General features: G+C 65.7%; 26 protein-coding genes, 1 tRNA gene and 1 pseudogene. 10 read left to right on the top strand and 18 right to left on the bottom strand.

From position 1 onward, the window contains the following. Positions 1 to 29 precede the first annotated feature (29 nt). The 3 genes from M3P36_RS05435 to M3P36_RS05425 are packed head-to-tail and all read left to right on the top strand — an operon-like array spanning position 30 to position 2,136. The gene (locus M3P36_RS05435; protein ID WP_249702231.1) at positions 30 to 464 is read left to right on the top strand and encodes an endonuclease domain-containing protein; all 435 of its coding nucleotides are present in this window, start codon (positions 30 to 32) and stop codon (positions 462 to 464) included. Beyond that, the gene (locus M3P36_RS05430) at positions 461 to 1,042 is read left to right on the top strand and encodes an LOG family protein (RefSeq protein WP_249702230.1); all 582 of its coding nucleotides are present in this window, start codon (positions 461 to 463) and stop codon (positions 1,040 to 1,042) included. Before M3P36_RS05435 ends, M3P36_RS05430 begins: the two co-directional genes overlap by 4 nt. A 56-nt stretch (positions 1,043 to 1,098) precedes the next feature. Next, positions 1,099 to 2,136, top strand: a complete 1,038-nt coding sequence (locus M3P36_RS05425; RefSeq protein WP_249702310.1) for a phytoene/squalene synthase family protein — start codon at positions 1,099 to 1,101, stop codon at positions 2,134 to 2,136. Here M3P36_RS05425 and glpD read toward each other — a convergent pair whose 3' ends face one another. Together glpD and M3P36_RS05415 are read right to left on the bottom strand one after the other, a co-directional pair. Continuing rightward, a complete protein-coding gene (gene glpD, locus M3P36_RS05420) occupies positions 2,137 to 3,606 on the bottom strand; it encodes a glycerol-3-phosphate dehydrogenase (protein ID WP_249702309.1) in 1,470 nt (489 codons plus the stop codon). A gap of 5 nt (positions 3,607 to 3,611) precedes the next feature. Beyond that, positions 3,612 to 4,883: a multidrug effflux MFS transporter gene (locus M3P36_RS05415; RefSeq protein ID WP_249702229.1), complete on the bottom strand. Its 1,272-nt coding sequence runs from the start codon at positions 4,881 to 4,883 to the stop codon at positions 3,612 to 3,614. 50 nt (positions 4,884 to 4,933) lie between these two features. Between M3P36_RS05415 and dinB the strand changes: the two genes are divergently transcribed. Next, a complete protein-coding gene (gene dinB / locus M3P36_RS05410; RefSeq protein WP_502798363.1) occupies positions 4,934 to 6,058 on the top strand; it encodes a DNA polymerase IV in 1,125 nt (374 codons plus the stop codon). Positions 6,059 to 6,095: 37 nt separating this feature from the next. Here dinB and M3P36_RS05405 read toward each other — a convergent pair whose 3' ends face one another. From M3P36_RS05405 to M3P36_RS15310, 8 genes are all read right to left on the bottom strand, one after another. After that, complete coding sequence (locus M3P36_RS05405; protein WP_249702227.1) at positions 6,096 to 6,647, bottom strand: NUDIX hydrolase; 552 nt, start codon at positions 6,645 to 6,647, stop codon at positions 6,096 to 6,098. After that, positions 6,635 to 7,255 (bottom strand): 6-phosphogluconolactonase, encoded by a 621-nt coding sequence (locus M3P36_RS05400; protein ID WP_249702226.1) that lies wholly within the window; start codon positions 7,253 to 7,255, stop codon positions 6,635 to 6,637. Before M3P36_RS05400 ends, M3P36_RS05405 begins: the two co-directional genes overlap by 13 nt. Before the next feature lie 108 nt (positions 7,256 to 7,363). Next, on the bottom strand, positions 7,364 to 7,825 hold the full coding sequence (locus M3P36_RS05395; RefSeq protein ID WP_249702225.1) for a Dps family protein: 462 nt from the start codon (positions 7,823 to 7,825) through the stop codon (positions 7,364 to 7,366). Between the two features lie 96 nt (positions 7,826 to 7,921). Next, positions 7,922 to 8,482 (bottom strand): hypothetical protein, encoded by a 561-nt coding sequence (locus tag M3P36_RS05390; RefSeq protein ID WP_249702224.1) that lies wholly within the window; start codon positions 8,480 to 8,482, stop codon positions 7,922 to 7,924. Positions 8,483 to 8,494: 12 nt separating this feature from the next. Continuing rightward, the gene (locus M3P36_RS05385; RefSeq protein ID WP_249702223.1) at positions 8,495 to 8,779 is read right to left on the bottom strand and encodes a hypothetical protein; all 285 of its coding nucleotides are present in this window, start codon (positions 8,777 to 8,779) and stop codon (positions 8,495 to 8,497) included. Position 8,780: 1 nt separating this feature from the next. Next, entirely contained in the window at positions 8,781 to 11,315 is a 2,535-nt protein-coding gene (locus M3P36_RS05380; RefSeq protein ID WP_249702222.1) for a cbb3-type cytochrome c oxidase subunit I, read from the bottom strand. Beyond that, entirely contained in the window at positions 11,312 to 12,253 is a 942-nt protein-coding gene (gene coxB / locus M3P36_RS05375; protein WP_249702221.1) for a cytochrome c oxidase subunit II, read from the bottom strand. The genes M3P36_RS05380 and coxB overlap by 4 nt, the downstream gene beginning before the upstream one ends. Next, positions 12,253 to 12,546, bottom strand: coding sequence for a c-type cytochrome (locus tag M3P36_RS15310; protein ID WP_502798360.1), 294 nt, complete (start codon positions 12,544 to 12,546; stop codon positions 12,253 to 12,255). Before M3P36_RS15310 ends, coxB begins: the two co-directional genes overlap by 1 nt. On the opposite strand from M3P36_RS15310, the pseudogene M3P36_RS15305 reads away from it, so the two are divergent. After that, positions 12,481 to 12,879, top strand: a pseudogene (locus tag M3P36_RS15305) (hypothetical protein); the annotation flags it as partial. The gene M3P36_RS15310 and the pseudogene M3P36_RS15305 overlap by 66 nt on opposite strands. 349 nt (positions 12,880 to 13,228) lie before the next feature. On the opposite strand, the gene M3P36_RS05365 reads toward M3P36_RS15305, so the two are convergent. From M3P36_RS05365 to M3P36_RS05340, 6 genes are all read right to left on the bottom strand, one after another. Further along, positions 13,229 to 13,900 carry a cytochrome b gene (locus M3P36_RS05365; RefSeq protein WP_349630542.1) on the bottom strand — a complete coding sequence of 224 codons (672 nt, stop codon included), beginning with the start codon at positions 13,898 to 13,900 and terminating at the stop codon, positions 13,229 to 13,231. Next, the gene (locus M3P36_RS05360; protein WP_249702218.1) at positions 13,897 to 14,643 is read right to left on the bottom strand and encodes a cytochrome c oxidase assembly protein; all 747 of its coding nucleotides are present in this window, start codon (positions 14,641 to 14,643) and stop codon (positions 13,897 to 13,899) included. The genes M3P36_RS05365 and M3P36_RS05360 overlap by 4 nt, the downstream gene beginning before the upstream one ends. Continuing rightward, positions 14,640 to 15,959: a PQQ-dependent sugar dehydrogenase gene (locus M3P36_RS05355; protein WP_502798362.1), complete on the bottom strand. Its 1,320-nt coding sequence runs from the start codon at positions 15,957 to 15,959 to the stop codon at positions 14,640 to 14,642. The genes M3P36_RS05360 and M3P36_RS05355 overlap by 4 nt, the downstream gene beginning before the upstream one ends. A gap of 8 nt (positions 15,960 to 15,967) precedes the next feature. Continuing rightward, positions 15,968 to 16,396 (bottom strand): hypothetical protein, encoded by a 429-nt coding sequence (locus M3P36_RS05350; protein ID WP_249702216.1) that lies wholly within the window; start codon positions 16,394 to 16,396, stop codon positions 15,968 to 15,970. Between the two features lie 129 nt (positions 16,397 to 16,525). Continuing rightward, the gene (locus tag M3P36_RS05345) at positions 16,526 to 17,008 is read right to left on the bottom strand and encodes a DUF892 family protein (protein ID WP_249702215.1); all 483 of its coding nucleotides are present in this window, start codon (positions 17,006 to 17,008) and stop codon (positions 16,526 to 16,528) included. Then, positions 16,998 to 17,630 carry a retropepsin-like aspartic protease family protein gene (locus M3P36_RS05340; RefSeq protein ID WP_249702214.1) on the bottom strand — a complete coding sequence of 211 codons (633 nt, stop codon included), beginning with the start codon at positions 17,628 to 17,630 and terminating at the stop codon, positions 16,998 to 17,000. The genes M3P36_RS05345 and M3P36_RS05340 overlap by 11 nt, the downstream gene beginning before the upstream one ends. A gap of 185 nt (positions 17,631 to 17,815) precedes the next feature. Here M3P36_RS05340 and M3P36_RS05335 point away from each other — a divergent pair, with 185 nt between their 5' ends. Then, complete coding sequence (locus tag M3P36_RS05335; protein WP_249702213.1) at positions 17,816 to 18,745, top strand: aldo/keto reductase; 930 nt, start codon at positions 17,816 to 17,818, stop codon at positions 18,743 to 18,745. After that, a complete protein-coding gene (locus M3P36_RS05330) occupies positions 18,732 to 20,036 on the top strand; it encodes an NTP/NDP exchange transporter (RefSeq protein WP_249702212.1) in 1,305 nt (434 codons plus the stop codon). The genes M3P36_RS05335 and M3P36_RS05330 overlap by 14 nt, the downstream gene beginning before the upstream one ends. Positions 20,037 to 20,059: 23 nt before the next feature. On the opposite strand, the gene M3P36_RS05325 is transcribed toward M3P36_RS05330, so the two are convergent. Both M3P36_RS05325 and M3P36_RS05320 read right to left on the bottom strand, forming a co-directional pair. Then, positions 20,060 to 20,133, bottom strand: a tRNA-Gly gene (locus M3P36_RS05325). Then, on the bottom strand, positions 20,124 to 20,507 hold the full coding sequence (locus tag M3P36_RS05320) for a cytochrome b/b6 domain-containing protein (RefSeq protein ID WP_249702211.1): 384 nt from the start codon (positions 20,505 to 20,507) through the stop codon (positions 20,124 to 20,126). The genes M3P36_RS05325 and M3P36_RS05320 overlap by 10 nt, the downstream gene beginning before the upstream one ends. Before the next feature lie 342 nt (positions 20,508 to 20,849). Here M3P36_RS05320 and M3P36_RS05315 point away from each other — a divergent pair, with 342 nt between their 5' ends. The 3 genes from M3P36_RS05315 to M3P36_RS05305 all read left to right on the top strand — a co-directional run bounded on the left by M3P36_RS05315 (position 20,850) and on the right by M3P36_RS05305 (position 24,554). Next, entirely contained in the window at positions 20,850 to 21,548 is a 699-nt protein-coding gene (locus tag M3P36_RS05315; RefSeq protein WP_249702210.1) for a VIT1/CCC1 transporter family protein, read from the top strand. 74 nt (positions 21,549 to 21,622) lie between these two features. Continuing rightward, positions 21,623 to 22,045 (top strand): universal stress protein, encoded by a 423-nt coding sequence (locus M3P36_RS05310; protein ID WP_349630541.1) that lies wholly within the window; start codon positions 21,623 to 21,625, stop codon positions 22,043 to 22,045. A gap of 22 nt (positions 22,046 to 22,067) precedes the next feature. Then, on the top strand, positions 22,068 to 24,554 hold the full coding sequence (locus tag M3P36_RS05305) for a cation-translocating P-type ATPase (RefSeq protein ID WP_249702208.1): 2,487 nt from the start codon (positions 22,068 to 22,070) through the stop codon (positions 24,552 to 24,554). Positions 24,555 to 24,900 lie beyond the last annotated feature (346 nt).

The raw sequence follows: 24,900 nt of genomic DNA, 5'->3' as shown, positions 1-24,900 counted from the left end.
ATGCGCAGCATGGTGGAGGGGCGCGCACCGTGATCACCGGCACCAAGGGCACGGTGAAACTCGCCCGCAAACTCCGCAGCGAGATGAGCCTGCCCGAGACAATGCTGTGGCGCGAGCTGCGCAAGCGCCCGGGCGACTACAAGTTTCGCCGCCAGCATCCGGCAGGGCCATTTGTGCTGGATTTCTACTGTGGCGCGCTCCGCCTCGCCATCGAAGTCGATGGCATGGCACATGACAGCGAACCGCGCGTTATGCGCGATCAAGAGCGTTCCGCCTTTCTGAGCACCCAGGGGGTTGCCACCTTGCGAGTTCCTGCCAAGGCTGTGTTGCAGGATATCGAGGCTGTGGTGTTGAGGATTGTGGTTGTCTGTCAGGAACGAGAAGCGCGTTTGGCAGAGCGCCGCTCGCCCCTCCACCATCCTGCGGATGGTCCCCCTCCCCCGCTGGGGGAGGATTTTCTATGAAGCGGCTTGCCGTTTATTGCGGGTCTGCCACGCCGGCCGATCCGCGCTATATCGCGCTGGCGGGCGAGGTTGGCCGCACGCTGGCGGAGCGCGGGATTGGCGTGGTCTATGGCGGGGGCCGGGTCGGCCTGATGGGGGCGCTGGCGACCTCTGCGCTAGAAGCTGGCGGCGAGGTGATCGGGGTGATCCCGGAAGCGCTGGCGGGGCACGAGTTGTCCAACCACGATTGCACCCAATTGCATGTCGTTCCCGGCATGCATGAGAGGAAGCGCATGTTCACCGACCTGTCGGACGGCTTCGTCACCCTGCCCGGCGGGGTCGGCACGATGGACGAATTGTGGGAAGCGGTGAGCTGGGCGCAGCTTGGCTATCACGCCAAGCCGGTCGGCCTGCTCAATGCCTTCGGGTTCTATGACGGCCTGCTGGAATTCAACCGCAAGATGGGCGATGTGGGCTTTGTCCGCCCCGCCCATCGTGGCATCATCATCGCTGCGGAAACGATCCGCGACCTGTTGGAGAAGATGGCCACCTTTACCCCCACCACCAATGTGCTGCAGATCAGAGCGGACGACCTGTGAAGCGCAAGGGAACCACCGGGCGCAAAGCCGGGCGCACGCTCGTCCCCTCGCTCCATGTGCGGGAGACGCCGCGCCAGCCGGGCGGGTGGCATGAGCGGGCCGAACTGGTGGACGAAGCGCGCGAATCCATCGCCAGGGGCTCCAAAAGCTTTGCCGTGGCCAGCCTGCTGTTCGACAAGGCCACGCGCGAGCGGGCGCACCTGCTCTATGCCTGGTGCCGCAAGTGCGACGACGTGGCCGACGGGCAGGATCACGGTGGCGAGCTGTCGCAGGCCGATGGCGCGGCGGTCGAACGGGTTCAAGCGATCCGCGCCCTCACCCACCGCGCGCTGGACGGCCAGCCCACCGCCGACATCGCCTTCGACGCATTGGGCCTGGTAGCCGACGAATGCGGCCTGACCCGCGAGATGGCCGATGACGTGGTGGACGGCTTCGCGCTCGACGCCGCCGACTGGCGTCCGCGCACCGAGGGCGACCTGATGCGCTATTGCTTCCACGTGGCGGGCGCTGTCGGCGTGATGATGGCCCGCGTCATGGGCGTTGCGGCCGACGATCACGACACGCTGGACCGCGCCTGCGACCTCGGCCTTGCCTTCCAGCTCAACAATATCGCCCGCGACGTGTGGGAAGACGATGCGGCGGGGCGCTGTTACCTGCCGGTCGAATGGCTCGTCGAGGCCGACATTCCCCCCGGCCAGCACATGAAGCCACGCTACCGCCCGCAACTGGTCACCATGGTGCGGCGGCTGGTGGACATGGCCGAGGAACACGAGGCCGCCGCCCGGCTTGGCGCCGCACGACTCACCTTCCGCCAGCGCTGGGCCGTGCTGGCCGCGGCGAATATCTATGGCGCGATCGGACGCGAGGTGCGGCAGCGCGGAGCAGCAGCCTGGGATCACCGGGTCCACACCGGCGCGCTTGCCAAGCTGGGCCACGTGCTGCGCGCCTTCGGCCAGGCGCTGCGCCAGCCCCCGCCGGTGGCAACAATGCCGCGCTGGAGCCGGGGCGACCTGATGGCCATGGCGCGCATGGCCGGCGATCCCGCGCCGATTCCCGATACCCCGCTCAGGGACGAGGACGTGCGGCCGGCCTGATCAGCCGCCCATATATTCCTTCAGCGCCGCCTGCTGGCCCTCGTCCATGTGGAGGCCGAGCTTGCTGCGCCGCCACAACACGTCTTCTGCCGTCACCGCCCATTCCGCCTCGCGCAGGTAGTCCACTTCGGCCTCGCTCAGGCCGCTGCCGAAATCGCGGCCGAGGTCGGCGCGGCTTTTTGCGTCGCCCAGCCAGACCACGGCATCGAGGCCATAGGCCCGCGCCAGCCGCGTGGCCTCGGCCTTGTCGAGGAAGGCATATTCAGCCAGCAGTTCGGCCACCAGCAGGCCCGCCGCATCGCGCGGGAAATCGCCGCCGGGCAGCGCCTCGCCTGCGGTCCAGTGATCGCCCTTGAGAGCCGGTAACCGCGTAGCCAGCAGGTCCACCGCTTCTTCTGCCACATGGCGATAGGAGGTGAGCTTGCCGCCATAGATGCCCAGCATCGGCGCGCCCTCGTCCTCGGCGCTCAGCACCAGGCGATAGCCGCGCGTTGCCGCTTCAGGGCGATCCTTGCCGAAATCCACCAGCGCCCGCACCCCGGCATAGGTCGAGACAATATCGGCCGGGGTAATGTTCTTCACGAAATAGCGGTTCACCGCATCGCACAGATAGCGGATCTCGTCCGCATCGGGCTCCACCTTGTCGAGCGGGCCCTTGTGGTCGGCATCGGTCGTGCCGATCAGCGTGAACTGGCCTTCATAGGGGATGGCAAAACAGATGCGGGTATCGGGCTGCTGGAAGATGTAGGCGTAATCGTGATCGAACAATTTCGGCACCACGATGTGCGATCCGCGCACGCGACGGACGGAATACTTGGGCGCGGTTCCGGCCAGCCTCGCCAGGTCGTCCACCCCCGGGCCTGCCGCATTGACCAGTGCGCGGGCAATGTAGTGTTCTCCGCCTGCCGTCACCTGCCACAGCTCGCCCTCGCGGGTGATCGCGGTGACTGGCGCGCGGGTCCGCACAGTGGCCCCGCGCCGCGCCGCATCGACTGCGTTCAGCACCACCAGCCGCGCATCGTCCACCCAGGCATCGGAATACTCGAATCCCGACATGATCTCGGCATAGAGCGGCTCGCCCGCCGGATGGTCGTCGAACGAAATCGCCGCGCTGCCCGGCAGGCTACGCTTTCCGCCGATGTGGTCATAGAGAAACAGCCCGGCGCGCAGCATCCAGTGGGCGCGCATGGCCTTGTTCACCGGCAGGACGAAGCGCATCGGGCGCACGATATGCGGCGCAATCCGCCACAGGGTCTCACGCTCGCCCAGCGCCTCGCGCACCAGGCCGAATTCGCCATGTTCGAGATAGCGCAGCCCGCCGTGGACCAGCTTGGTCGATTTGCTGGACGTGCCGCTGGCAAGATCAGCCGCTTCGAGTAGCAATACGCTCGCCCCGCGCCCCGCAGCATCGCGCGCCACGCCGGCGCCATTGACCCCGCCGCCGACGACGATGAGGTCGAATGTCGGCATGTCGGTCACGGTATGATGCGCTCCTTCGGCGGCTTCACGTTCAGGCGGCGGAACAGCACGCCCCTTTCGCTATAGAGCACGAAACATAGCGCCAGGGTAGAACAGATCAGCAGCGCCAGGGCAAAGGGCCGCGCCGTGCCGTCATAGGATTGCCCGATTAGCAGCCCAACCATGGCCGCGCCGAACATGCGGAAAAAAGCCTGCACAGAACTCGCCGCGCCAGCGATATGCGCGAAGGGTTGCATGGCGATGGAGCCGAAGTTGGCCCCCAAAAAGCCGAGCAGGCCCAGGTTCAGCGCCATCAGCGGCAGGAACCATTCGATCTGGCCGGCGCGGTAGTGGCTCGCCCAGACCTGCATCGCGCTCACCGCAATGAACATGAAAATGCCGGTATGGCTCACCCGCCGCGCGCCAAACCGCATGACGATGCGCGAATTCGTGATATTGGCCACGGCCATCATCGCCGCCGTGCCGCCGAACAGCAGCGGGAAAGCGTCATCGCTCACCCCGAAATGTCCGATGAACAGCTGCTGCGCGATGTTCACGTAACCGAACACCCCGGCCATCACCAGCAGGGTGCCGATGACATAGCCGATCGACTGGCGGTTGATCAGGGCGGCATGCATGTTGCGCGCGATCACCGGCAGGTTGATGAGCTGCTTGTTTTCCGGCGCGAGAGTCTCGGGCAGGCGATACCACACCCACACCGCCGCCAGCGCGCCGATGGCCGCCTGGGTCACGAAGATCCAGCGCCATCCGGCCACCTGCAGCACCGCGTGCCCCAGGCTGGGGGCAACCACGGGGACAGTAATGAAAACGGCCGCCACGATGGACATCAGGCGGGCCATGCGGTCGCCTTCATAGAGGTCGCGCACGATGGCCATGGGGGCCACCATCAGGCCCGCCCCCAGCACTCCGCCGACAATGCGGGCGAGCAGCACCATCTCGAAATCGCGCAGCACGGCAACCAGCAGGGCAAAGCCGACATAGCAGCCCAGCGCCAGCAGCAGGATCGGCCGCCTGCCATAGCGGTCGGCATAGGCGCCAGGCACCAGGCAGCCCACCCCCATGGCGATCGAATAGACCGCCACCACCAGTTGCCGCCGGTTGCCGTCGATCACGCCGAGGTCGGCCGCCATGTCCTCCAGCGCGGGCAGCATGGCATCGATGGCGAGACCGTTGAGGCTCATCAGCAGGGCAAGCAACACGATCAGCTCGCGCTTGCCCATTGGTAGCTTGGGGGCAGACTCGGTCGTGGTTGGGGTTTGTGGCATCATGGTCGCTTAGACAATGGCGCTGGCTGTGCAAAGTGCCCTAAAGATCCATGATGGCCAATGATCCGCCAGGCGAGGACGATGAAGGCAAGGCCGCCATGGGCCTGAGGAAGATTATCCACGTGGATATGGACGCCTTCTTCGCCAGCGTGGAACAGCGGGACAATCCGGAGCTGCGCGGGAAGCCGGTGGCCGTGGGCGGCGCGGGCGGGCGCGGCGTGGTGGCGGCGGCAAGTTACGAGGCACGCAAATTCGGGGTGAAAAGCGCCATGCCCAGCGTGACCGCCCAGCGCCTGTGCCCGGACCTGATCTTCTGCAAGACCCGGTTCGACGTCTACCAGGAGGTATCGGCCCAGATCCGCGCGATCTTCCGCAGCTTCACCCCGCATGTCGAACCGCTGAGCCTCGACGAAGCCTATCTCGACGTGACTGACGACATTCGCGGGATCGGCAGCGCCACCCGCATTGCCGAGCTGATCCGCGCCGAAATCCGGGCGCAGACCGGGCTGACCGCCAGCGCGGGGGTGTCCTACAACAAGTTCCTCGCCAAGCTGGCGAGCGACCAGAACAAGCCCGACGGCCTCTGCGTGATCCGTCCGGGACAGGGCGAACGCTTCGTGCAATCGCTGCCGGTGCGCCGGTTCCACGGCGTAGGGCCGCGCGGGGCGGAGAAGCTGGCGAACCTCGGCGTCGTTACCGGCGCGGACCTGGCGGCTAGGGATGCCGACTGGCTGCGCAGCCACTTCGGCAGCTTCGGCGAATACCTGTTCCGCGCGGCGCGGGGGATCGACCTGAGGCCCGTCCGCGCCAACCGTATCCGCAAGTCGATCGGCGGCGAGCGGACCTTCTTCGAGGATATCTCCGCGCCGGAGGAACTGCGCGAGACGCTGGAACGGATCATCGCCATCGTGTGGGACCGGATCGCGGAGAAGGACGCAAAGGGGCGGACGGTTGTGCTAAAGCTCAAGTACACCGATTTCCAGCTCGCCACCCGCTCGCGCACCCTGGCCCAGCCTGTGGCGGACCGCGCAACCTTCGCCGCAACGGCCCGCGGGTTGCTGGAGGACGAGATGCCGCTCTCCCGCCCGATCCGCCTGATGGGGCTGACCCTGGCAAACCTTGAGAACGAAGGCGGCAGGGAGGCAAGGCGGGAGGACGGGCAGTTGAGTTTGCTCTAGTCTCCCTGCCCGTTCGCATCGAGCCCTTCGGCTTCGCTCAGGATGAACTTCGGACCTGAAGGTCCGAAGTCGAGATGCCGCGCGGTGGTGTCTCGACTTCGCTCGACACGAACGGGCCTTTGCCTATTTGCAATTGAAACAAGGCCAGCCGCTCCGCCACCACCCGTACCTTGTCCTGCGGCAGGGCGTCCGCTGCAAAGAACCGCGCGTCCACGATCTCGCGCATATCGGGTCGGGGCGTGCCATCGACCTGGCCGGTAACCACATGGGCCTCGTGACGCGCGCCGTGGTAGGTTTCGTCCAGCGTGGCCACAAGTCGCAGGTCCACCAGCGCGCAACCCAGTTCCTCGGCAAATTCGCGGTAAGCACCGGCCAGCGGATCCTCGCTGCGGCCAAGCCCGCCGCCCGGCAGGCTCCACAGGCCCGAGCCATAGGAATGGCGCACCAGCAGCACCCTGCCATCCCCATCGCGGGCGATGATCGAACATCCCCGCACATGGCCGCCGCGCAACCGCAGCCACCTCTTCCGCGCCCGGTGCGCCCAGCGGTAGAGCAGGCGGTGGAGCGAAGCCGGGATCAGGTGAAGCATGTCACCGGCTGGCTCGCCGCCGCCAGCAGCCGCGCCACGGGGAGATCATGCTCGCCCCGCACTGCCGCATCGAACACCGCGCGCTTGTCCGCCCCGCGGATCACCAGCATCACCGCATCGCTATCCAGCAGTGCGGGGATGGTCAGGGTAATACGGTCGAACGGCGCTTCGGGCGGCAGCGGATCGGGCGTGAGGCGGCGGACAGACTGCGGATCGTCCGCCTGCGGATCGGTGTTGGGAAACAGGCTTGCCACGTGGCCATCTGCCCCCATGCCGAGCCAGGTGATGGCGAAATGCGGCGGCTCTGTGCCTTCCGCCAGCGCGCAGACATCCACGCCTAGCGGTTCGAGCAGGGTGCGCAGCTTGCCGGTGTTGCTGGCCGAGTGATCTTCCGGCACCAGCCGGTCATCGCCCGGCAGGACCACGATCCGGTCCCATGCCAGATCCCGCTTTGCCAGCTGGCCGAGGATCGGAAAGGGCGTGGAGCCGCCCGGCAGGCACAGGGCCACGGTCCCGTCGCTGTGCGCCAGGGCATCGGCCAGTTGCGCCTCGAGCCAGTCGGCAATCGCCGCGTCGGTCGCATCTTCGATGATCGTCACGTCAGTCATGCCATCGCCTTAAAGCAAAGGCCGCCGGAGCGCGATGGCTTCCGGCGGCCTCCGTTTGCGCGCCCGCGAGGGGGGGGAGCAGGCGCGCGGGGGGTTGATGAGGTGTGGCTAGTCAAGCAGGCTGGAAAGGAACCACACCCGTTCCTCGGCCATGTCGGTCCAGCCGTCGATCAGGCCTTCGGTGGCATTGTCGCCCGCGCCGGTGGCATGTTCCTTCAGCGCCTTCAGGCTGGCGACCAGCGCGGCGTTGTCATCGCGCAGTTCGGCGATCATCTTGTCGGCCCCCAGAGAATTGCTGTCTTGGTCGGCGACACTGGTGGCCTTGGCGACCGAGCCGATCGAGGTGAGCGTCTTTGCGCCGTTCTTGCGCACCCGCTCGGCAATCAGGTCCACCTGGGCGAAGATCGCGGTCGCCTGTTCGTCGAACAGCAGGTGCAGCTCGCGGAAGCGGCCGCCGGTCACGTGCCAGTGGAAATTCTTGGTCTTGAAATAGAGCGCCATGTGATCGGCCAGCAGGCCGTTGAGCCCGTCGATCAGCGCGGTCCTGGAGTTGTCGCCCTTATCGGCCATGATACGTGTCCCTTTCCGTCTGGTTCATTGCCTATAACCGCGAAGGGGGGCGAAAGTTTCACGCAACCTTGTGCCCAGACTGATCGTCTCAAGCGATCAACCAGTCAGGCCGCGCGCGGAAAGTCCGATTACTGCCGCACCCACGAGCAGGAGGCCGGCAAGGCCCAGTGCCACGGGACCCAGGGGCACGCGCGCCTCCCACTCGCGCCCGGCCATTGCGGCGAGTGTCAGTGCCACCCCGCTGCCCAGCGCGCCGCCCGCTGCTGCCAGCCACATGTTGCCGGTCAGCGCCATGGCCAGCACCACGAGCCGCGCACTGTCGGTCACTTGCGCGGCCACAAGCACCAGCAGGATCGCACCGGTCGAGCGAGTCGGCTCGGCCGGAGCAGGCGGCGCCCGGCGCAGGACCAGCTCCAGTGCCGCCAGCCCCAGCACCAGCGCCACGAACATCTGCCGCGCTGCGGGCGGCAACAGCGGAGCGAGCAGAGTTGCCGCCCATGCTGCCGACATGCTCGCGGCAATGGCGCTCAGCCAGATCGCCACCAGCAGCCCTGCTCCCGGCCCCAAGGCCGCGGACAGCCGCGCCACGCGCACCTGGTCACGCCCGGCGGCAACCAGCAGCAGGCAGGCGAGGAACGAGAGGAAAAAGGCGGGCATGGCCGCTGTGGACTATAGCGCGGCAGGGGCCTGGTAAAGCATGGCCACGAAGGCCAGAGCATAGCCCATCACGGCAAGCCCGGCGAGCCAGCGGTCGAATTCATCCTGCGCCCGCGCCCGCCAGGCCAGCGCGCGCCTCGCCAGCCACAGATCGAGCGCCAGCGCCGCCAGCGTTACCGCCAGCACCAGCCATCCGGCCAGCGCCTGCCCCGGCCAGACACTGGCGATGCCATAGACCGCCACGAAGTGCGCCGCCCACAGCACCAGACCGCCAAGGAAGGTGAGCCAGCGCCGCATGTCAGGCAGGCACCAGACGGATAAGCATCGCAGTGATGGATCCTTGCGCACAGGCATAGAGGAAGAACAGGGTGAGCAGGTCGAACGTGGTATTGCGCGGCCGGGTGACGAGGCCGCGGGCGGTACGGGCCGCCAGATAGATCGCCATCAGCACCACCACGGCCACCAGCTGCCCCTGCAAAGCCAGCAGGGCGTGGCTGAAGGCGCCCTGCACTGTCAGTTGCGGATCAAGCCCTTCGGTCTGCCACGAGAACCAGTCCGTCGTCAGCGCCGTTGCCACCAGCCCGGCGGCAAACAGCATGGCCGCCGTCGGGCTCCACACGCTGGCCGATTTCTCGCGCGCCATCAGCCGGTTGCCATAGAACACCAGTGCCGCCGCCCCGGCATAGAGCGCAACCACCGGCACGGCCCACCACCGGCCCTGCGGCGCGGTCCAGAACTGCGGGTGGACGCCCATGGTGAACAGGTAGCCGAACACCGCCATGGTGAAGATCATCCCCGCCACCACCAGCACGCAGACCATGGCCCACCAGCCGTGGGTGCTGGGGCCGGTGACGTATGTGGGCAGGGTCACGCCTGCCCCCACATCGACCAGGTCCATCCCCACCTTGCGGTCGGTGTCCCACAGCCAGCGCATGATGCACAGTATCGCCAGCGGCAGGCAGATCAGCGACGGGATATAGGCTTGCACCGTCAGCAGCAGGAATACCCCGGCGGTAAAAGCCGCGGCCAGCAGCGGCCAGACGCTGGGGCCCATGATGATGGCGAGGTACTGCGGTTCGGCCTGCAGGGGGCTGGTTATCAGCGTCTCGCGTCGCCCGGTGGGGGCATAGGGCAGGAAGTGGCGTCCTTCCTCCACTTCCCTGGCCAGGTCGGGATTGTCCCACAAGGGATGGCGGCTGCGCACCACCGGTATCGAGCGGGCGGAGTAGATTCCGGTCGGCAACCATTCCAGCGTGCCGCCGCCATAAGTGTTGCCTACCCCGCCTTCGACTGTGAAGCGGAAATTGCGCGCCAAGTCATACAACAGCAGCACTACGCCTGCGCCCATGATGAAGGCGCCGACCGTCGAAATCAGGTTGGTCCATTCCCACTCCATCCCCGGCAGGTAGGTATAGACCCGGCGCGGCATACCCATCAGGCCAGTCAGGTGCATCGGCAGGAAGGTGATGTGCATCCCCGCAAACATCAGCCCGAACACCCAGCGACCCAGCTTCTCCGACAGGCGGCGGTCGCTCGACATGCCGAACCAGTAATAGAACGCCGCAATCAGCGGAAACACCGCCCCGCCAATCAGCACGTAATGCAGGTGGGCCACGATGAAGTGCGTATCGTGCGCCTGCCAGTCGAACGGCACCATGGCCACCATCACGCCCGTCAGTCCGCCCATGACAAACGTCACCAGGCCGCCGATCACGAACAGAGTAGGCGTGTTGGCGCTGGGTTTCCCGGTCGCCAGCGTGGCGATCCAGCTGAACACCTGGATACCCGCCGGAATACTCACCGCCATGCTGGCCGCAGAGAATACCGCGATCGACAATCGCGGCATGCCAGTGGTGAACATGTGGTGCGCCCAGACGCCGAAGCTGATGAAACCGGTGGCCACCATGGCCAGCACGATCAGCTGGTAGCCCACCAGTTCGGTCTTCGCCAGGCTCGCCACCATCATCGAGACAAGGCCCGCGGCGGGCAGGAAGATGATATAGACTTCGGGGTGGCCGAAGAACCAGAACAGGTGCTGCCACAGCATCGGATCGCCGCCGCGTGTGGCATCGAAGAACGGCCAGTTGAGCGCGCGTTCCAGCTCCAGCAGCAGGGTGGCCAGGATCACCGAGGGAAAGGCGATCAGGATCATCGCGGCAAAGACCAGCATGGCCCAGGCAAACAGCGGCATCCGCGCCAGGGTCATGCCGGGGGCGCGGGTCTTGAGGATGCCGACGAGGATCTCGATGGCCCCGGCGATGGCGCTGATCTCGATAAAGCCGATCCCCAGCAGCCAGAAATCGGCATTGATGCCGGGCGAATAGGTCGTGCTGGTCAACGGCGGATACATGAACCAGCCGCCATCGGGGGCAAGGCCGAAGAACAGCGAGCAAAAGAACGCCAGTCCGCCGATGAAATAGGCCCAGAAGGCATAGGCCGACAGCCGCGGGAACGGCAGGTCGCGCGCCCCCAGCATCTGCGGCAGCAGCATCACGCCCAGTGCTTCCATCATCGGCACCGCGAACAGGAACATCATGATTGTGCCGTGCATGGTGAAGAACTGGTTGTAGGTTTCCTGTGGCAGCACACCCAGCATCGGCAGCGACAGCTGCGCCCGCATCACCAGCGCCAGCACGCCCGCCAGCAGGAAGAACAGGAAGGCGGCGGCGACATACCACACGCCCACGAAGTTGTTGTTGACGATGGTCAGCCGCCCCCACCCCTTGGGTGCGGCCCAGATGTGCTTCAGCTCCTCCACCTCGCTTTGCGGGCGGGCCTCGGCGGTGGGGAACCGGTCGTATAGCGCGTGGTCGAACCCCGTTTCGGACTTCACCGCTGGGCCTCCAGATAGATCGCCAGGGCCTGCAACTGGTCGGCGGTCAGGTTGGCATAGGGCGGCATGCGGTTGTTGGGCTTGAGCGCCTGGCTGTCGCCGATCCAGCCCATCAGCGTGCCGCGATTGTTCGGCAGGATGCCCGCCCCCAGCGTGCGGCGGCTGCCCATGTGGGTGAGGTCCGGCCCGGCCAGGCCATTGGCCGTGGTCCCGGCGATGCGGTGGCAGGCGGCGCAACCGGCGACATCGAACAGCAGCGCGCCATCGCTCTCGTCAGGTGGCACAGCAGCCACCTCGCGCGCCGCCCGCGCCTCCATCAGCGCGGCGAACTGCGCAGGCTCGTGGGCGATCACGGCAAAGCCCATCAGGGCGTGCGGACCGCCGCAATATTCGGCGCATTGCCCGCCATAGGTGCCCGGCACATCGGCCTGGATGCGCATCAGGTTGCGGCGACCGGGGATCATGTCGAGCTTGCCCGACAGGCGCGGCACCCAGAAACTATGGATCACATCGGCCGATTCCAGCTCCAGCACTACCGGCTCGCCCACCGGGATGTGCAGTTCATTGGCATCGTGCCACAAGGCCTGCCCGCCATCATCGAGATAGGCCACCCGCCACCACCACATCTCGCCGGTAATCCGCACGCGCAGCTCGTCCCCCTGGATCGGGTCGGACAGGTGGCGGGTCAGGGTGAGGCCGTAGATCAGCAGCGCGGTCAACACGACCAGCGGGAAGATGATTCCGCCCAGCCAGATGGCCTTCTTGCCGCCGATCTTCAATTGCGTGGACCGCCTGCCGAACAGCGCCAGCCACAGCGTTGCCACCACGACCAGCGTCACGGTCACGGCCATGGCGATGAGGATCCAGCCCAGCGTGCTCACCGCATAGGCATAGGGCCCTGCGGGATCGAACACCGGGGGCGGCCATCCTTCGAACATCAGCGGGCTCCTGCCTGGTAGAGATAGGCGGCGATGTCGCGCGCCTGTTCAGGGGTAATCGGCATGGCCGGCATGCCCGTTCCCGGCACCAGCGAGGGCGCATCGCGGATATAGGCGGCCAGCACATCGGGCCGGTTGGGCAGTTGCCCGCCGATCAATCCGCGCGCCTCCATGTTGTCGAGCGGCGGGCCGACAGTGCCCTGGGGCCAGGCGATGCCGGGGATCGCATGGCACGCGCCGCACCCGGCGGCGATAGCTTCCTCGCGGCCATTGCCGGCATCGGCCAGCGGCATTTCGCGGCGGTTCTCGGGCTCACCCTGACAGGCCGTGACAGGCAGCAGCAGCATGGCGGCAAGCACGAGGCGGAACAAGTCTGCGCGTGGGCGGGTTATGGCACCATGCGCGCCATTGCTCCCCTCGCCTGTGCCCTGATGACAGGTGGCCTGCTGGGCGGCTGCGCGGCGGTGGAAACCACTTCGGCCGATCGCTTTGCCGCCAGTGGCGAATTGATCGCCATGTCGGGCGCCGATGCGGGCGCGGCCAATGCCTGCTTCACCTGCCACGGGCTCGATGGGCTGGGCGACGGAGTCGGCGCGCCGCGCCTTGCCGGGCTCGATGCCGGATACCTTGAACGCCAGCTTGCCGCCTATGCCGATGGCCGCCGCCAGCATGCGCAGATGGCGTGGATCGCCGGACGGCTGGATGCTGCCGAACGCGGCGCCGTGGCGGCGCACTATGCCCAGATGCCGGTCGAGGCCCGCATAGTTGCGGGAGTGGAGCGGCTCGACCTTTACCACAGTGGCGATCCCGCGCGCGGATTGCCCGCCTGCGCCGCTTGTCATGGCACCCAGGGCGAAGGCGCGGGTCCCGGTAACCCGCCGCTTGGCATGCAGCCGCCGACCTATCTGGCGCAGCAGCTGGACGACTGGCGATACGCCCGCAGGCGCAACGATCCCGGCGACGTGATGATGCGGATCAGCCAGCTTCTGACCCCTTCGGAAAGCGGGGAACTGTCGGCTTATGCGGCGGCACTGGCGGGTGTCCCGGACGATCCTCGATCTCCGGCAGCATCCCGCTCAGCACATCGTGGTGATCCACGAAGTGGTGTTTCAGCGCTGCCGCTACATGTGCCGGAACAAGCACGCACAGCACGATGACCGAAGCCGTGTGCACGTCTTCGGCGATGTCGAGCACGGCCATCCGCATGACCGGGGACAGGGTGTCGAGCGGCATTTGCGGCCAGGTCAGCACTCCGCCCAGGTACAGCGGCCCGGGCGGGGCGACGGCCGACCACATGGCCCAGCCCGACAGCGGCAATGTGAAAAAGGTAATGTAGAAGATGATCGCCGTGGCATGGGCGATCTTCGTCTGGAATCCCTGGCTGTCGGCATCGTTGTAGGGATCGGTCACCATGGCGCGCCAGCCCAGGCGCGCGATCGCCAGCAGCAGGATCGGTAGGCCCGCAGCGCTGTGGATCTCGTAGGCGCGCAGCTTGTCGCCGCCGGGCATCATGAAATCGGTCCAGAACCCCCAGCCCATCTGGAACAGGATCAGCGCGGCCATTATCCAGTGAAAGGCAATCCCGACCGGCGAGAAGCGCCCGCGCCGGGTATAGCTGTTGCCCCACTCTTGCAGCCGACCGATCACACAGCCACCCGTCCGTCGGCCCGCGACAATTCGTGGTGGCCCAGCCACAGTGCTGCCGCCAGGTAGAGCGCGGCGGACGGCACCCACATGATCAGGCCCGCCAGCTGCTGGTCCTCCAGCGGGCTCATACCCCAGGCGGCCGTGGTGATATAGTGCGGCGCATACATCGGCACCCCGGCAAAGGTGATGAGCGCGCCGAGCAGGCCCATCAGAACCGTGCTGGCGAGCAGGGCGGCAATCGCCGGGACCACCCGCGCCTCGCGCAGCGCGGCCCAGAACCCGATGGCGGAGCCCAGGATCGTCAGCTGCATGGCCCAGTACATCGCGTCGGACGACAGGGCCGCGCTATAGGCATCGGGCGCATGCCACAGCCAGAACACCACGGTCTGCACTCCGGTCCACAGCGCCAGCCCGCCGGGCAGCCGCGTGCGCAAGGCAGGCAGGGCAAAGACCAGCATGGGGGCCAGCACCGCAGCCAGCAGCACATGGTGCGCCACCCTTGCAGAGAACAGCGCGGAGCTTAGCGCACAGAACGGCGATACGAACAGCAGTGCAGCCAGCAGTGCCGCGCCCACCGTGCGCCGACGGCCCGCCGCGCCATCGGCCATGCGCCACCACCAGGCGGTTATCGCGCCCATCACCGCCCACATCACCAGATCGACATTCCACCGGCCGAGCCATTCGTGCGGAGCGGGTGCGACACCGCAGTAGGGCAGCCATTGGCTGACTGCGGCCGCCCTCATCCCATTTCGGCCGGAGATGGCGCCAAGTTGGGCGGCGCATTGCGGGTAATCCGCCACACCGTGTTCGACAGGTCATCGGCCACGATCAGTGCGCCTGCCGGGTCCACTGTCACGCCCACTGGTCGGCCATAGGTTTCGCCATCGACATGAAAGCCGGTCACGAAGTCCACCGGATCGCCCGCCGGGCGGCCATTGCGGAACGGCACGAAGACCACCTTGTAGCCCACCGGCACCTTGCGGTTCCAGCTGCCATGCATCCCGACGAACACGCCCTCGGCATAGCCCGCGCCCATGGCAGTGGAGGAGAAATCGACTCCCAGTGCGGCCACATGCGCACCCAGCGAGTAATCGGGGCGGATGGAGCGGGCGACCATATCCTCCTTGAACGGACGCACCCGGCGGTCGGGATAGGTACCCCAATAGGCATAGGGCCAGCCATAGAACCCGCCCGCGCGCACCGAGGTGAGGTAATCGGGCGGCACGTCCGGACCCATCTCGTCGCGCTCGTTGACCACGGCCCACAACTGGCCGGTGCCGGGCTGGATGGCCAGGGCGGTGGGATTGCGCAGGCCGGTGGCATAGCGCCGGTGCGCGCCGGTAGCGACATCGACCTGCCAAACCATGGCGCGCTCTTCCTCGATCGCCATGCCGCGCTCGCCGATATTGCTGTTCGATCCGATCCCGACATAGAGATACTGCCCGTCGGCACTGGCAGTCATCGCCTTGGTCCAGTGGTGGTTCACTTCGGACGGCAGCGGGGCCAGTCGGCGCGGCGGACCGCTCGCCACGGTCTGGCCGGGCTGGTAATCGAACACCACGATGGCATCCTGGTTGGCCACGAACAGCCGGTCGTCGATCAGTGCCAGGCCATAAGGCGCGTTGAGATCTGCCGCAAAGATGCTGCGCGTTTCGTAAGTCCCGTCGCCATCGGCATCGCGCAGCAGGGTCAGCCGGTCGCCGCCTTCCACCGAACTGGTGCCCTGGCTCTTGATATAGCTGGCAATGATGTCTTTCGGGCGCAGCGCAGGGGCGCCCCCGCCCATGCCTTCCGCAACCAGGATATCGCCGTTGGGCAGCACGATGCTCTGCCGCGGGATCGCCATGTCGGTGGCAATGGCGGTGACGGTGAAGCCTTCGGGAACACGCGGGCGGCGGTCGCCCCAGCCGGTGGGATCGGCCACATTCATGCTGGGCAACAGGCCGCGATCTGGGTCGGGCATTTCGGCCACCGCGCCAGTCTGCTGCACTTCGTCGGCACCACTGCCGCAGGCTGCCAAAGCCAGCGATGCAATCGAGCTCAGAACAATCCGCTTCATCGCCAGTTTCATCGCCAGTCTCCCCGAAAGCCGCGACTGAAGGCCGCCCAGTTGGCGGCAATGGCCACAGCCAGTGTCAGCAGCGACAGCACCAGCCCGTCAGGCATGGTGGCAAAGGCATCGCGCGCATGAACAAAGGCGCCGAACAGGCCGAGCACGAAGGTCGCGGCCACCAGCGCCACGACCAGCCACCAACCGCGCCAAGATCTGCGGCTGAACACGGCCGCAATAATGCTGGTCGCCAGGGCGATGCCGGTCAGCACCATGGCCCCGGCATTGAGCCAGGCGGCAAAGTTGATCCACTGGATATGCTCGGTCCGGTAATAGGCCCAGTCACTCAGGAACGCGCCCAGGAAGAGCGCAAGCAAGCCCGCCAGCGGAATGGCGACAGATGCAAGATGCCCGCTGCGGCGGGCCGGTCGGTTGGCGATGGCCAAGGTCTTTCCCCTGTAACTGAGCCGGTCTCGGTGGCGCGCGGCAGGCACCCGCCCGTGGCTGGCACCCATGGAACTCCAAAGCCCGGAACCGGCGTTGGTTCCAAACAAGCGCGCATTTGCGGCCTAGGGTCAGGACGCGCCCTGTCTGCTGGTGGATGATCCAAGCAGGTCCGCCAGTTCGCCATCGAACCCGCGCGCCGCAGCATGCATCGCCGTCAGTGTTTCGGTCTGGTCACGCAGCCCGAGTTGCCGGGCGAGCGCCAGCGCGGTTTCCAGCGAGGCAAGGTCGGCTGCCATCAGCTTGCGCACCGCGCCAACCAGCGCGATATCGCGCAGGGGCCCTTCGGGCAGTGTCTCGCTGTCGCGCTGCGCGTCGTCGAGAATGCCGCGCATCCAGATGTTGGCGGGGCCGCTGGTCCTCATTCCGGCATGCGTGAAGATGTCCACCTCGCGTCCGTGCCCCTCGGCAATGCGGTGCAGCAGGTCCCTAAGATCGTCCCCCGCCTTTTCCGCGATTTGCGGTAAGCGACCGGTCACCAGGCGCGCACCTTCGGCAAGATCCTCGATACACAGCGCGAGCAGGTCGTCGCGGCTTTTCACTTCATCCGTCATCGGCTGGATTCTCCTCCCTTGGCTGAGGGACGAGGATCAGCGTGCCTCGTTCCACCCGCCAAGAATCGAGCTGCGACAGGAAATTCATCCCCAGCACGTCGAACCCGCCCAGCGCAGGAGAGATCACCACGTTGAGGTCGCGCGCCTCGATTCCGCCCAGCGTCAGGTTATCGACCGTGCCGGTCTCGGCCCGCACCGCGCCATTGGCGGTCTGCAGGATCACCGGGACCAGTGTGGTGCCTGCGGCCACCTGCGCTTCGTCGGCGGTTTGTTGCGACAGGGCGGTCACGGTCGCCCCGCTGTCCACCAGCATCCGCCGCTCCACCCCGTTAATCCTCGCCATCGCCCAGAAATGGCCGTCGCGCGACATGGGGATGCGCACCTCGTCGCCCACCACCTGCTGCCGGTCGAGCCCCAGCCCGCCGGCCAGCCGCGACATGGTTGGGTCGAACTGGGCATGCTGGAACAGGAAGAACAGGCCAAGCGCCAGCAACCCCACCGAAAACAGCGCACGGAACGCCCGCCCGACAAAGGGCAGGTTGAACAGCACGATCAGGAGGACAGCGGCCGCGACGGCGTAGAGCGCCACCTGCTGCCATTCGTGTTCGATTGAAAGGGGCAAGGAAACCTCGACTGGATGGAATACCCTGCCAACTGACGCGAGGCGCATTTTGATCCCGCGCGGGCCAATTGACCCAGCGGCACGAGGGATCGCTAGGCAACAGTTGCGATAAAATGTGACTGGTCTGCTCGGCTTCCGGTGTTAGTCTTCCGCGCGAGGGGTTAACTCTTGCCGAGGGAGCGACCATGCGCACATTTGATCGTCGGGACATTCTGGCTGGCATTGCCGCCGCCCCGTTGTTGACTGCCGGAGCAGGCCTGTTGCCGGGAAGCGCCGTTTTTGCCCAGGCGGGCTACAACACCCGCCCGCTGGTTCCGGCCGGTGAAGTGCCGCTGGTCGGCATGGGCACGGCCCGCAATTACGAGAACCCGCAAACCGAGGAGGACTATGCTCCGCTGCGCGCCACGATCCAGCGCATGGCGGACCTTGGCGGCAGGGTGATCGACACCGCGCCGTCCTATGGCCGGGCCGAGGAAGTGATGGGCCGCCTGATGGCCGAGACCGGCACGCGCGACAGCTTCTACCTCGCCAGCAAGGTGGGCGCTTCCAATGCCGAGGAAGGCCGCGCCCAGCTCGAACGCTCGTTCGAACTGCTGCAGACCGATTTCATCGACCTGATGGCGGTGCACAACCTGCGCGATCTCGATAACCAGCTTGCCCTGCTGCGCGATGCCAAGGCGGCGGGCCGGATCGGCGCCGTGGGCATCACCACATCGTTCAAGCCGCAGTACGATGAATTCGCAGCCGTGATGGAGCGCGAGGAGCTCGACTGCATCCAGGTGGACTATGCGCTCGACAACCGCAGCGCCGCCGACCGCATCCTGCCGCTCGCCGCCGAGCGGGGCATGGCGGTGATGATCAACCTGCCGTTCGGCCGCGGGCGGCTGTTCTCGGCCACCGAAGGCATGGACCTGCCCGATTGGGCGCGCGAGATCGGCGCGGAGACCTGGGCGCAGGTGTTCCTGAAATACATCATCTCGCACCCTGCCCGCCCCATCGCCATCCCCGGCACCGACAAGCCGCATTACGTGGACGACAACCTTGGCGCGGCACGCGGCACCCTGCCCGATGCCGCCCTGCGCACGAGGATGGAACAGTTCATTGACAGCCTCTGACGGCGCGACCCTCGGCGGTGCAGGTGCACCCCGGGGGCTCGCCCGCCTGATCGTTGCCGAACCGGAGGAAGTGCCGGCCGTGGCCCACGGCTTCGGCCTGTTTTTCTTCCTGTTCGCCAGCTATTTCATGCTCCGTCCGGTGCGCGAGACTTTCGCCATCGCCGGCGGGGTGGACAATATCCAGTGGCTGTGGACCGGAACCTTCGTGGCCACGCTGGTCGTCGTGCCGCTCTACGGCTGGGTCGCCTCGCGCATGCCGCGCCGCCAGTTGCTGCCGATCCTCTACAGCCTGTCCGCCATGGTGATGTGCCTGTTCGCCTTCAGCCTGTGGCGCGACCCGGACAACGTGTGGATCGCGCGCGGCTTCTACATCTGGCTGTCGGTGATGAACCTGTTCGTCATCTCGATCGCCTGGAGCCTGATGGCCGACCTGTTCGAGCGTGACCGGGGCCATCGCCTGTTCGGCCAGATCGCCGCCGGAGCAAGCCTGGGGGGCCTGACCGGGCCATTGCTGTCGGGCCTGCTGGTGGCCCATGTGGGCGAGCCCGGCCTGCTGATGATCTCCACGGCACTACTGATGGTAACGCTGGTCTTCGTGCGCCGCCTGCTGGCCTGGCGTGAACGGCAGGGACCGCGGCTGGATGCGGCGCCGCCGGATCGCATGGGCGGTTCGGTCTGGGCGGGCCTGTCGCTAATCGCGCGTTCGCCCTACCTGCTGGCCATATCCGGCTTCGTCATGCTGCTGACCACAGCCACGACCTTTCTCTATTTCGAGCAGGCCCGCATCGTGGAAGCGACTTTCCCCGACCGCGCGCAGCAGACCCAGGTCTTCGCCGCGCTCGATGTAGCGGTGCAATCGCTCACCATCGGCATCCAGCTGTTCTTCACCGGGCGGCTGGCCAAGCGGCTGGGGGTGACCGTGCTGCTGGTGGCGGTGCCGGCCACCATGATGTTCGGCTTCGGCCTGCTCGCCATGGCGGCCACTTTCCCCGTGCTCGCCTTCGTGATGATCGTGCGGCGGGTGGGCGAATATGCCCTGGTCCGCCCGGGCCGCGAGATGCTGTTCGCCCCGCTAGACACCGAAACCAAATACAAGGCCAAGAACGCCATCGACACGCTGGTCTATCGCGGCGGGGACCTGGTGTCGGGCTGGGCCTATACCGGCATCGTCGCGGTCGCCTCGCTCAGCGTGGTGGGCTTTGCGGGCATGGCTGTGGCCGGCATATGGGCGGCCCTTGGCTTCGCCATCGGCCGCCGCCACGACCGCGAGCCTGCGACAGCACCTGCCTAAGAAGTGGACTCAGCAATTGCGGGTGGAGCGGGTGAGGGGAATCGAACCCCCGTCGTCAGCTTGGGAAGCTGCTGCTCTACCATTGAGCTACACCCGCAAGGTGCTGATTTTTCGAGGTTTTCTAAAACTGCTCGAAAAAAGTTTACAGTACGGTTTACAGCCCGTCCCGCAGCCGCTCGCCGATTGCCATAACAATCTGTTGCGGGTCAACATAAGAACGCCGGATCCCGCGCACCTGATCAGGCGACCACCAGCCCTGATTTCGCGGAGGTGCGCTCGCGCACGACTAACACTGGGCAAGAACGCGGTGAAGCGAGCCTCGGCCGGACCGATCACGCCCCACAGAAGGCGCAGCCCCAGAATGGCGGCGAGCGCGTAGCCAACCCAGACATGGGCACTCGACCCTTCCTCGGTAAGGACGGCGTTGGCCAATACGGCTGCGACGATGGACCAGTGCGTCAGCTTGACCATCGGGTCCCATCGGGACCGCTTCGGTATTGTCGGTGTCATGTGATTTTCCTTTCGACGGTGAGCCAGTCGAAAGTGACCGCGGTCTTGAGTTGTCGCCATTGGAGAGACGCTTATCCGGAGCCTTGTAAGCGCGTGCTTATTATTTGCGGACCTGTTCTTTTGATCACACTCAATTATTTGAAAGTGACTGGCAGGTAGCTCTTCTGCTTGTTCAACTCACAGTGAGTCTGATTTCTATCGCGAGAAAGTTCCACTGTCTGTCTTTGGGTCACGAGAAGTTCCGCGACAGAAGCTGCCAAGGGTGAGATAAGCGTGCAGCAGTTGAAAAAGAGGAAGTCTGCCATGCGCAACGTCCATCCCGAGCTTCACCTGGTCGAGCGGATCGGGTGGTTGCGCGCGGCCGTTCTCGGTGCGAACGACGGGATCGTATCGACCGCGAGCCTCATCCTCGGCGTTGCCGCCGCCTCTCAGGGCCGCAGCGAGATCATGCTAGCCGGCGTGGCCGGACTGGTCGCCGGGGCAATGTCAATGGCCGCCGGGGAATATGTCTCGGTTAGCTCGCAGGCGGATACCGAAGCAGCCGATCTGACGCGGGAGCGAGCAGAACTCGCATCGTCTCCCGAGGCGGAGCTCGACGAACTCTCCGGAACCTACCAGCGACGCGGCGTGGCGAAAGCGACGGCAGATGAAGTTGCCCGGCAGATGATGGAGCACGACGCACTGGACGCGCATGCACGCGACGAACTCAGTATAACCCACGTCACGACGGCTCGGCCCATTCAGGCCGCTCTGACCTCAGCGGCCACCTTCACGCTTGGTGCGGCGCTTCCTCTGCTGGTTGCCAGCGTGCTTCCTCTCGGGCGGCTGCTTACCGGCGGCGTCGCGCTTGCCTCGCTGGTGTTTCTTGCTGGCCTGGGCGCGATCGGCGCCAGAGCTGGCGGTGCACAAGTCACAAAGGCTGTCCTCCGGGTAACCTTCTGGGGAGCCGCTGCGATGGCTGTTACCGCAGGGATCGGTTCGCTCGTGGGGACGGTCGTTTAGTAAGTGGCTGACCAGCGTTTTCCGCGACGGGAACAGCCACCAAAGATAGCGCGGCAATCGAGAAGGAGAGCCCGGTGTATTCAAGGATTTTAGTCGCCGTGGATCTGGATGAACCCAGTTCCTGGCAAAAGCCCATTTCCACGGCTCTTGCCCTCGCAGACTGCTTTGGAGCCAAGCTCGCGCTTGCCTATGTTGTGCCCGACAGGGTGCTGATGTTGCAGGCGCAATGGTCGGTATCGTCAGTCCGCGCGATCATGGAGGACGCGCGGATCAAGCTGATGAAGGTCGCGCGCGATCACGCCCCTGGCAGGGATGTCGAGGGAATTGTCAGAAGTGGCTCCGTCTATGCCGGACTGATCGAGGCTGGCGAAACCTTTGGGGCCGATCTGTTTGTGCTGTCGTCGCACCGACCGGAAATGAAGGACTATCTGCTGGGGGCCAACGCCTCGCGCGTCGTCCGTCATGCAAAGTGCTCGGTGATGGTCGTGCGGGAATAACGCCGGTGCCCGGGCGACAAACATGAAGCGCAAGGTTCCGCCGGAACGCGAAGCACTGCTGCGCGCCGGGGACCTGGAAGGAATCACTGATTCTGAAGCCAGCTCGCTGCGCGAGCGTTTCGGCAACAACGTCATCGCCGAATATCAGGCGAGGTCGGCGCGCCAGTTGGCCGGCGATACCGCGCGCGATCCGATGCTCTGGTTTCTGCTGGTCACGAGCCTCGTGTTTGCCGGCCTGGGCGAGTTGTCAGATGCCGCTGTCCTGATGCTTGCCCTGGTGCCGCTCGTCGGGATGGATTTCTACCTCCACCGGCGGACCGAAGCGTCGCTCAAGGGCCTCAGAAGTGCTCTGGCCACACGGGCGGTCGTGATCCGTCGCTCCGGCAAGCGGGCTGTCGCCGCAGATGAATTGGTCGCGGGTGATCTGGTGTTGGTCACTGCCGGCGAGGCGTTTCCGGCGGACGGCGTAATCGCGGCGGGCGATGACCTGCAGGTGGACGAATCCTCGCTGACCGGGGAAGCGTACCCGGTTGCCAAGCGTCCTGTGTCGCCTGGCGAGCCCGTCCCGGTCGAGGAAAACTGGGTCTTTGCCGGCACCCGCCTTCTGACCGGGGCGGCGCAGGTGCGGCTGCTCTTTACGGGACGAGAATGCCTTTATGGCGAGATCGTCGCGGCGGCGACCGGGACGCGCGACGAGCGGACGCCGCTTCAACTCGCCGTGGCAGGGCTCGTTCGCCTGCTCCTGCTTGTCGCGGTTGCGATCTGCCTCTTGCTCGCCGGGATCCGTCTCTACCAGGGACATGGCCTGATTGACGCATTCCTTAGCGCCGCGGTCCTGGCAGTCGCCGCCATTCCCGAAGAATTTCCGGTGGCACTGACCTTCTTTCTTGGCGTCGGGGCCTTCCGCCTTGCCAAAAGCAAGGCTCTGGTACGCCGCGCCGTGGCAGTGGAGAATATCGGCCGGGTCGGGGTGATCTGCAGCGACAAGACCGGCACGATCACGGAGGGTCGGCTGCTCTTGCAGGAGCTGCGAGGGGCTGGGGACACGAGCGATGAACGCCTGCTGGAATTGGGCGCTATGGCTGCGCGCGAAGCATCCCACGATCCGCTCGACGAGGCGCTCAGGGCCGCAGCCCCGTTCGCACCTTCCGGATGGACGCTTGTCCGCAACTTTCCTTTTACCGAAGCGCGCAGGAAGGAGGTGGCGATCTGGGAAGGGGGATCCGAAACGCTCGCGGTCGCTAAGGGTGCCCCTGAAACGATTGCCGTTCTGTGCGATCTCTCGCCCGCACAGCTCGCGCAATTCGATAAGGTGCTATCGGAACTTTCGGCGAGCGGCCAGAAGGTCATTGGATGTGCGTTCAGACCTGCACCGAAAGGCGATCTTGAACCTTCTGACAGCTTCAACTTTGCCGGTCTGATCGGGATTTCTGATCCGGTTCGCAAAGGTGTCCGCGAAGCCGTTGTGATCGCCCATGGCGCCGGAATCCGCGTTGTCATGGTCACAGGAGATCACCCTCGCACAGCCGCAGCGATCGCCCGCGAAGCGGGATTGGCCACGAACCCGTCTATAATGTCGGGCGACGAACTGGAGCAGCGCATCGACGGCGGGGAGCGCTCGTTCCTCGGCGCGCTGGATGTGATCGCCCGGGCATCCCCGTCCCAGAAGGCCAAGCTGGTCGAGGCCATGCGAGAGGACGGAACGGTCACGGCTGTGACTGGGGACGGCGTGAACGATGTGCCTGCGCTCAAGGCGGCCGATATCGGCATTGCCATGGGGTTGAGGGGCACGCAGAGCGCGCGCGAAGTTGCCGCGATCGTGCTGATGGACGACAACTTCGCTACGATCATCAAGGCTATCGCCGAGGGACGCCAGCTGTTCGCCAATCTCCGCCGAAGCTTCGCGTTCCTGCTGATCGTGCATATTCCCCTGGTGACAACGGCGGCGGCGGTTCCGCTGCTCGACTTCCCCCTGCTTTACCTGCCGATCCACATCGTTGTGCTGGAACTTTTCATCCATCCGGCAGCAATTCTTGGCTTCCAGCAGAAACCCGGACCCGCCGCCATGAAAGGCGTCGCGCGAGCTGGAGGGCTTTTCAGCGCATACCAGGTTGCTGCAATCATTATCACGGGCCTGGCGGTTGCTATCGGCGTCGGCTGGCAATTCATCTCTGCTCTTGGCGATGGAGCGAGCGTCGGTGAAGCGCGAACGCTGGCGTTCTTCGTCCTGCTCTCAGCCCTGTCCGCGACGCTCGCTGTTCTCAGCGGCCTGAAGAACCTCTCTTCCAGGCTGGTCGTGTGCGCCGCGGCCGCTTTCGTGCTAGGGATAGCTTGTGTGTCTGGCGTAGCCAGCTGGTTCGATTTTACCACTGTGGGATGGAAAGCCGGATTGCTGGCTTCCGGCCTGGGCATTCTTTTTGCTCTGCCGGGTACATCTTTCCATTTGGCAAATGGGCACAGACTCGCATCGGAAGGGTCGCGCACTCCTGCCGTCGGAAGTTCGATCTAGCGCACCACGTTTGCCGCGGGCTCCGGAAAGGGAGAATACGCATGGCGATGATGAAAGCCGCAATACTCGTTGAGCCAGGCCGTATCGTTCTGGATGAAAGGCCCATCCCCCCGCGTCGGGTCACCCGACGTGCTGATCCGTGTAACCACAACCAACATCTGCGGTGCCGACGTGGACATTCTGAAAGGCGAGTATCCCGTCGCCTAGGGACTGACGGTAGGCCCCGAACCTGTAGGCATTATCGAGAAGCTTGGGCCGGCGGTCCTCGGCTATCGGGAAGGGCACGCATAATCGCCGGAGCCATACCTAGCGCCATGGACGACAGCTTTTAGGATCCCTGCTGCCC

The organism is Altererythrobacter sp. KTW20L, assembly GCF_023501975.1.
GTDB lineage: Bacteria > Pseudomonadota > Alphaproteobacteria > Sphingomonadales > Sphingomonadaceae > Alteraurantiacibacter.
Note: the sequence above shows the minus strand (reverse complement) of the source record. Positions and strands in the feature narration are given on the sequence as shown.